The 7397-nt window shown below is 66.8% G+C and carries 5 protein-coding genes and 1 pseudogene; 5 read left to right on the top strand and 1 reads right to left on the bottom strand.

The features are described from left to right. The first annotated feature begins 182 nt into the window (after positions 1 to 182). The 3 genes from B1A78_RS19210 to B1A78_RS19200 all read left to right on the top strand — a co-directional run bounded on the left by B1A78_RS19210 (position 183) and on the right by B1A78_RS19200 (position 4734). The gene (locus B1A78_RS19210; RefSeq protein ID WP_077148503.1) at positions 183 to 389 is read left to right on the top strand and encodes a DUF2093 domain-containing protein; all 207 of its coding nucleotides are present in this window, start codon (positions 183 to 185) and stop codon (positions 387 to 389) included. A 17-nt stretch (positions 390 to 406) separates the two neighbouring features. Continuing rightward, positions 407 to 1321: a M23 family metallopeptidase gene (locus B1A78_RS19205; protein ID WP_256839414.1), complete on the top strand. Its 915-nt coding sequence runs from the start codon at positions 407 to 409 to the stop codon at positions 1319 to 1321. A gap of 257 nt (positions 1322 to 1578) precedes the next feature. Then, positions 1579 to 4734 (top strand): TonB-dependent receptor domain-containing protein, encoded by a 3156-nt coding sequence (locus B1A78_RS19200; protein WP_256839412.1) that lies wholly within the window; start codon positions 1579 to 1581, stop codon positions 4732 to 4734. Positions 4735 to 4837: 103 nt separating this feature from the next. On the opposite strand, the gene B1A78_RS19195 is transcribed toward B1A78_RS19200, so the two are convergent. After that, positions 4838 to 5863, bottom strand: coding sequence for a hypothetical protein (locus tag B1A78_RS19195; protein ID WP_077148500.1), 1026 nt, complete (start codon positions 5861 to 5863; stop codon positions 4838 to 4840). Positions 5864 to 5906: 43 nt separating this feature from the next. On the opposite strand from B1A78_RS19195, the gene B1A78_RS19190 reads away from it, so the two are divergent. Together B1A78_RS19190 and B1A78_RS19185 are read left to right on the top strand one after the other, a co-directional pair. Beyond that, entirely contained in the window at positions 5907 to 7091 is a 1185-nt protein-coding gene (locus tag B1A78_RS19190) for an aspartyl/asparaginyl beta-hydroxylase domain-containing protein (protein WP_083734333.1), read from the top strand. Between the two features lie 109 nt (positions 7092 to 7200). After that, positions 7201 to 7397, top strand: a pseudogene (locus B1A78_RS19185) (hypothetical protein); the annotation flags it as partial.

Genomic DNA, 7397 nt, shown 5'->3' with positions numbered 1-7397 from the left:
GGCGAGGTGCCGGTCGCGGTGGCCGATGGTGACACGCCGACCGTTGCGAAGGCCGTGCGCAAGCCGCCGCCGCCCGCGCCGAAGCGGGGGCAGGGCGAGCTTTTCTGAGCCGGCCGGGCTGGCCGAGGGCGCGGAAGCTGCTATGGTTGGCGTAACGCACCCATCCTAATGGACATTCCATCATGTTGATCGCCAGCCGCAACCGCCTTGCCCGCCTCCACTATGGACCGAATGGCTTTCGCGTGCTCGAGCCCGGCGACCATGTGCTGTGCGCGGTGACCGGGGTGCCGGTCGGGCTCGACGAGCTGCGCTATTGGTCGGTGGCGCGGCAGGAGCCTTATGCAAGCGCGGCGATTTCGGTGCAGGCGGCGCTCGACCAGCGGGCATGAGGCACGCGAAGCGAGGCATGCGTTACGGCGCGGCGCTGCCGCTGCTGGTCGTCGCGGCGAGCTGCGTGCCGCCGGCGAGCGACGTTGCGGCCTCGCCGCCGCCTCCGCCGCGGGCCGAGCCGGTCAATCCGCCCCAGCCCGTGGTCGTCGGACCGATCGCGCCGCTGCGCCGCGATTTCACGCTGCGCGGGATCGCCGAGCAGGGCGGCGCGATGGTCGGGCAGGCGCCGAGCGGGACGGCGGCGCTGACGCTCGACGGCCGGCCGGTCGCGATGACCGCCGACGGCTGGTTCCTGATCGCCTTCGACCGCGATGCGGCGCCCGAGGCGCGGCTGGTCGCGACCGTTGCCGACGGGGCGCGGATCGAACGCGTGCTGGCGGTCGCGCTCGGCCAGTGGCGGATCGAGAATATCAACGCGCCCTATCGCGGCAGCGCGTCGAGCGACGCCGAATTCGAACGGCGGCGTCCGGCCGAGCTGGCGCAGATCGCCGCGGCGCGCGCGACCGATCATGCGTCGGACGGCTGGCGCCAGAGCTTCATCTGGCCGGTGACCGGGCGGCGGTCGGGCTTCTTCGGGTCGCAGCGCGTCTACCAAGGCAAGCCGGGCAGCTATCACAGCGGCGCCGACATCGCGGTTCCCGCGGGCACGCCCTTCGTCGCGCCCGCCGACGGGGTGGTCGTGCTGGCGGCGTCGTCCCCCTTCACGCTCGAGGGCAATCTGCTCATCGTCGACCATGGCATGGGGCTGAACAGCGCCTTTCTCCATTGCCAGCGGCTCGACGTGAAGGCCGGCGACCGTGTCGTCCAGGGGCAGCCGCTCGGCACCGTCGGGGCGACCGGACGCGCGACGGGTGCGCATATGCACTGGGGCATGAAATGGCGCGACGCGCGGCTCGATCCCGGCAAGCTCGCCGGGCCGATGGGGCGCTGAAGCCGCGACCGAATTCGTAACCGGCGTAACTTTATGTCGCGCGACATGCTGCGACGCATCATAGAATTTCGCGCAGTCTCCCACTTGTTGCAAATACGTCACAATGGCCGGTGAAACCGCCGGAAGGCGGGGAAATTCCCTTTACTCGACATGAATGAAGGATCATCCCGCACGCTATCGGGGCATCTGTGTGCTGGCGTTCTGCCTGCGCCATGGGGGTCCGGGTATCTTATCCATCAGTAGCAAGGGACTGCACTGTGAAGAAAACCCAATATTCCAAGCTGAAGCTGGGCGCCGCACCGCTGGTGCTGAGCGTTGCGCTCGTTTCGGCACCTGCGTTCGCGCAGGATGCAGCAGAAGAAGGTGCGACGACCGAATCCGAAATCGTCGTCACCGGTACGCTGATCCGCAACCCCAACCTCGAGCAGTCGACGCCGGTCAACGTGACCACGGCGGACACGATCGAGCTGAAGCAGTCGAACACCGCTGAAGAAGTTCTGCGCGAACTGCCGGGCGTCGTCGCCAACATCGGTTCGGCCGTCAACAACGGCAACGGCGGCGCTTCGTACGTCGACCTTCGCGGCCTCGGCTCGACCCGCAACATCGTCCTGTTGAACGGCAACCGCGTCGCTCCGTCGGACGTCAACGGCCGCGTCGACCTTAACAACATCCCGCTGGCCCTGATCGAGCGCGTCGACGCGCTGACCGGCGCCGCGGTGACCACCTATGGTGCCGACGCCATCACCGGCGTCGTGAACTTCGTGACCAAGCGCGACTTCGCCGGTTTCGAAATGACCGCTTCGGAGCAGATCACCGAGCAGGGCGACGGCAACGTCTTCCGCGTCGACGCCACCATCGGCGCGAACTTCGACGACGGCCGCGGTAACGCCGTGCTGAGCGTCGGTTACCAGCAGGCCGACCCCGTTTATCAGGGTGCGCGTCCCTTCTCGGACAACACACTCGACAGCTATTCGAACACCTTCCTGGGTTCGGGCACCTCGGTTCCGTCGCGCTTCTCGGGCACCCGTCCGCTGGCCGGCAACGCGCCGAACACCATCGCGCAATACACCCAGACCGGCACGACCGCCGACGGTACGCCGATCCTGGCGCTGACCCCGGGCGGCGCCGCCAACGGCGGTGTGCGTCAGGTCAATGCCGCCGGCCAAGCGGTTGGCACCTTCGCCACCTACAACTTCAACCCGTTCAACATTTTCCAGACGCCGTTCGAACGCTTCAACATCTATGGCCAGGCCAATTATGAAGTGTCGGATTCGGTCGAGGTCTATGCGCGCGGCATGTTCTCGAAGCAGACCGTTTCGACGATTATCGCTCCGTCGGGTTCGTTCGGCGGCACCGTCACGATCAACCTGAACAACCCGAACCTGCCGGCCGCGATCCGCAACCAATTCTGCGCGCTCAACACCGCGCCGGTCGTCAACGGTGTCAACGCCGCCGGCCAGGCCGTGTCGGGTCAGACGGCGTACACGCCGCTCTACACCCAGGCGCAGTGCGACGCGGCTGCTGTCGCCACCGGCCCGAGCGATCCGAACTACCGGACCGTCACGACCGCGCTGTCGCGTCGTACGCCGGAAGTCGGTCCGCGTATCAGCGACTATCAGACGACCTTCTTCGACTATCGCGTTGGCGCCCGTGGCGGCATCACCGACTCGATCGACTGGAACATCGAGGGCGCCTATGGCGAATCGGAAAATATCCAGACGATCAAGGGCTACACGCTGCAGTCGCGCTTCCGCGAAGCGGCGCTGTCGAACGATGGCGTCACCTGCCAGAGCGGCAACGCGGCTTGCGTTCCCGTCAACCTGTTCGGCCCCGAAGGCTCGATCACCCCGGCTGCCGCCTCGTACCTGTCGGCGAACAGCTCGACCACCAACCGGACCTCGCTGGCCCAGGCTCGTGCGATCATCTCGGGTGACCTCGGCTTCGCTTCGCCGGGGGCGGTCCAGCCGATCGGCTTCGCCGTCGGTGGCGAATATCGCAAGTACAAGGCGCAGCAGGCATCGGATCTTCTCGCCAAGACCCCGGGTGAACTCGGTGGCGCCGGCGGCGCAGCTCCGGACATCGACGGTCAGTATGACGTCTATGAAGCCTATGCCGAAATCGTCGCGCCGCTGATCGAGGACAAGCCGTTCTTCGAAAGCCTGACCCTCGAAGCCGGTATCCGTTATTCGGATTACAGCGTCGAAGGTGGCAGCGGTTATAACACCACCACCTGGAAAGCCGGCGGCAGCTGGGAGCCGGGTGCGGGCGTGAAGTTCCGCGGTAACTACAGCCGCGCGGTTCGCGCGCCGAACATCGGCGAACTGTTCACGCCGACCAGCGTCGGCCTGACCAACCTCGGCATCGACCCCTGCGCCGGTGCTGCTCCGGTTGGCAACGCCAACCTGCGCGCCGTCTGTATCGCTCAGGGTGCCCCCGTCGGCACGATCGGTTCGATCACCAACCCGACCGCGGCCCAGGCCAATATCACCACCGGTGGTAACCTGAACCTGCAGCCGGAAAAAGCCGACACCTGGACGCTCGGCGTCGTGTGGCAGCCCGATTTCCTGCCGCGCTTCAACCTGTCGCTTGATTACTACAACATCAAGATCGACGACGTTCTCGGCACCCCGCTGCCGGGCGACATCATCAGCGCCTGCTTCGACGGCCTTGATGCGTCGAGCGCGACCGATGCGGCCTGTACCTCGATCCGTCGTAACCCGATCACTGGCGGTCTCGACGGCGATCCGGCGACCACCCCGGGCCTGTTCGGTACGACGAACAACCAGGGTCGCCTGTTCACCGACGGCGTCGACCTGCTGATGAACTACAACGCCGATCTGGGCTTCGCGAGCCTCGACTGGTCGTTCGTCGGTAACTGGACGCACAGCTCGAAGTTCAAGGCGAATGCCGCCGATCCGACGAGCCTGAACCGCGAATGCGTCGGCTACTACAGCGTGAACTGCTCGTTCACGGGCTCGATCCAGCCCGAGTTCCAGTTCTCGAACCGCTTCACCTTCGGCTTCGACGCGGTCGACGTCTCGCTGCTGTGGCGCTGGCAGGATGGTGTTTCGTTCGAACCCGATCAGCTGCAGGCCGACATCGACGCGGCAGTGGCTGCCGGGACCGATCCGGTTACTGGCTGCCCCGATCCGACGGGTACCGATCCGAACGGCTGCGTCGTCGATCCGCAGTTCCGCAAGATCAAGGCAAAGCACTATTTCGACCTGACGACCCGTTTCAACGTCAGCGAGAATCTGGTGTTCACCGCGACCGTGCAGAACCTGCTCGACCAGAAGCCGCCGATCGTCGGCAACACGATCGGTTCGACCACCTACAACAGCGGCAACACCTTCCCGTCGACCTACGACGCGCTGGGCCGCCGTTACGCGGTGTCGGTGAAGCTGAAGTTCTAATTCTCTTCAGCCAAGCACAAGAATTGGGGGCGGACAGCAATGTCCGCCCCTTTTTCTATGTCCGCGATAATCATGAGAGAGCCGGCATGGCTGGCCGGCTGAATCAGCCGATACGAAGGGCTTGCCGAAGCGCCATCGGGATGCCGGCCTGGTCGGCGACGACGGTCGCCCAGCCGAGCACCTGTTCGATCTCTTCGCCGTAAGCGGCCTCGGCCGCCGCAAGGTCGCGCTGGCGCTCGCCGGGGGCAAAGGCGGCGCCCGATTTGCTGTTGCGGGCAAGCGCGGGATGCGCGGCGATGCGGTCCGGATCGGCCGCCAACCCGAAATGGCTTGCCGCGGCCAGAACCGTCGCCGCCGGTGCGCCGGTCAGCGTTTCGCTGTCGAGCGTCGCGATGCGGTCGGGCGCCCAGGTCGCGAGGTCGGCAAAGGCTTTTTGCTGGGCCAGCCAGCCTATCGCCGCGACCTGGAGGTCGGACTGACGAAAATAATCGCGCGGCTCGAAGCCGAGGTCGACATAGCCGTCGGCGAGATAGGATTCGAGCAGCTCGCGGCACCATAGCCGGCACCACATGCCCTTCCGCGCGACCGACAGCAGGAAGGCGCGGAGCGGCGCGTGGAGCAGGATCGCGCGCGCCTGTGGCCGCAGCATCAGCGCGCCGCGCGCCAGCGGATTGAAGATATTCGACGGTTTGACGATCACCGCCTCGTCCCGCCCGAAGGGGCGGTCGAGCATCGCCAGCGCGTCGTTCATCACCCGTCCGTGCGCCCGCGGGTCGGCGCCGCGCCGGCGCCAGCCGACCATGTCGTTGAGCAGCACGGGTTCGGAAAGTCCCGTTGCGATCCCCGGCTGATCGAGTGCCTGGACGAGCATCGTCGAGGCGCAATAGGCCGAATGGAAGAGGAAATGCAGCGGTGCCGGATTGCCTTCATTCGCTGCGATGCAGTCGCTGCGGCGCAGCACCACAGGGGCCGGTTCGGTGCCGAGGCAGGCGTCGGTCAGGAATGGGACCGCGGCGCGGTCGGCGCGGGCGACGCCGCGGAAATGAAAGGCGTCATGTCCGGGATCGTAACGGTGCGCGAGCCATGCGGCATCGCCGACGATGGCGGTCACGGAAGGCGCGGATGTCATCAATCGACCTTGCCGATTGCCTCTCCCGATGGCAAGCATGGGCATGACCAGCTCATCTCCGCCTGCGTCGGCCATCGAGGCCAATCGGCTGGGCATCGCGGCGCTTCAGGCGGGCGATCCCGCTGCCGCCGCGACCCATTTTTCCGCGGCCGTCGGGGCCGATCCGCATTCGGGCGCGCTGCAACGCAATCTCGCCTCGGCCTGGCGCGCGCTTGGCGACGAGGCGCGCGAACTGGCCGCGCTCGATGCCGCGCTGGCGGTTGACCGGCGCGACCTGATGGCGTGGGTCCGCAAGGCCGAACGGCATGAGGCGCGCGGCGAACTGGGTGCGGCGCTCGGTGCCTGGAGCGCGGCGACCGCGCTCGGCGGCCAGCTCGATCCGGTGCCGCCGCCGCTCGCACCGCTGCTCGCGCACGGGCAGGCCTTCATCGCCGGTGCGACCGACACGATGTTCGCGTCGGTGACCGATGCGCTGGCGCCGATGCGGGGCGACCTGTCCGAGGCCGAGATGCGCCGCGGCGATGCTTTTGTCGCGAGTGCGCTGGGCCGGCGCCGCATCTACCAGAACCAGTGCGCGGGGCTGTTTTATCCCTTTCTTCCCGCCGACGAATTTTTCGACCGCGGCCATTTCCCCTGGTTCGCCGAGGTCGAGGCGCACACCGACGCGATCCGGGGCGAGCTTGTCGCGCTGCTCGACGACCCCGGCGATGCGCTGCGTCCCTATGTGCGGATGGACGCCGGGACGCCCGAATCGATCTGGTCGTCGCTCGACAACCGGCTCGATTGGGGTGCCTGTTTCCTGTGGGAATATGGCGAGCCGAACCGGGCGGTGCTCGACCGTTGCCCGGTGACCGCCGCTGTGTTCGCCGCTGTGCCGGGCGCGCCGATCCCGGGCCGGTCGCCGAGCGCCTTTTTCTCCCTGCTCAAGCCGCGCACGCGGATACCGGCGCACACCGGGGTGACCAACACGCGCGCGATCGTCCACCTGCCGCTGATCGTGCCGCCGGGCTGCGGCTTTCGCGTCGGTGGCGAGACGCGGGCGTGGGAGGAGGGCAGGGCCTTCGCCTTCGACGACACGATCGAGCATGAGGCGTGGAACGACAGCGACGAGCTGCGCGCGGTGCTGATCTTCGACGTCTGGAACCCGCATCTGACCTCGCGCGAACGCGACCTGCTGACGCGTTATTTCGAGGCTGCCGACGCGACCGGTTTCGCGATTCCACGCTGACTCTGCGCGGGGTTCGGGCGGCCGAAATTCCGCTTGGCGAAGGGGCGGGTGCCGACCTATGATATCGGCTCGATGCCCTGGTTTTTACCGGCGGCGAGGAGGATATCCGATGCGTAAATTTGTGACCCTGTTTGCCGTCCTGATGGTTGCGGCCCCGGCTGTTCATGCCGAGGAAGATCGTGCGCCGCCGCCGAAGGCGCCGTCGGCGATGACGCCGACCGAGATCAAGGCGTATAACGAAGGGCTGGCGCAGACCCATCCCTATTATATCAAATGCCGCAAGACGCTCGAGATCGGGTCGCTCGT

The organism is Sphingopyxis sp. KK2, assembly GCF_001990265.1.
Taxonomy (GTDB): domain Bacteria; phylum Pseudomonadota; class Alphaproteobacteria; order Sphingomonadales; family Sphingomonadaceae; genus Sphingopyxis.
This window is presented reverse-complemented; position numbering and strand designations above follow the sequence as displayed.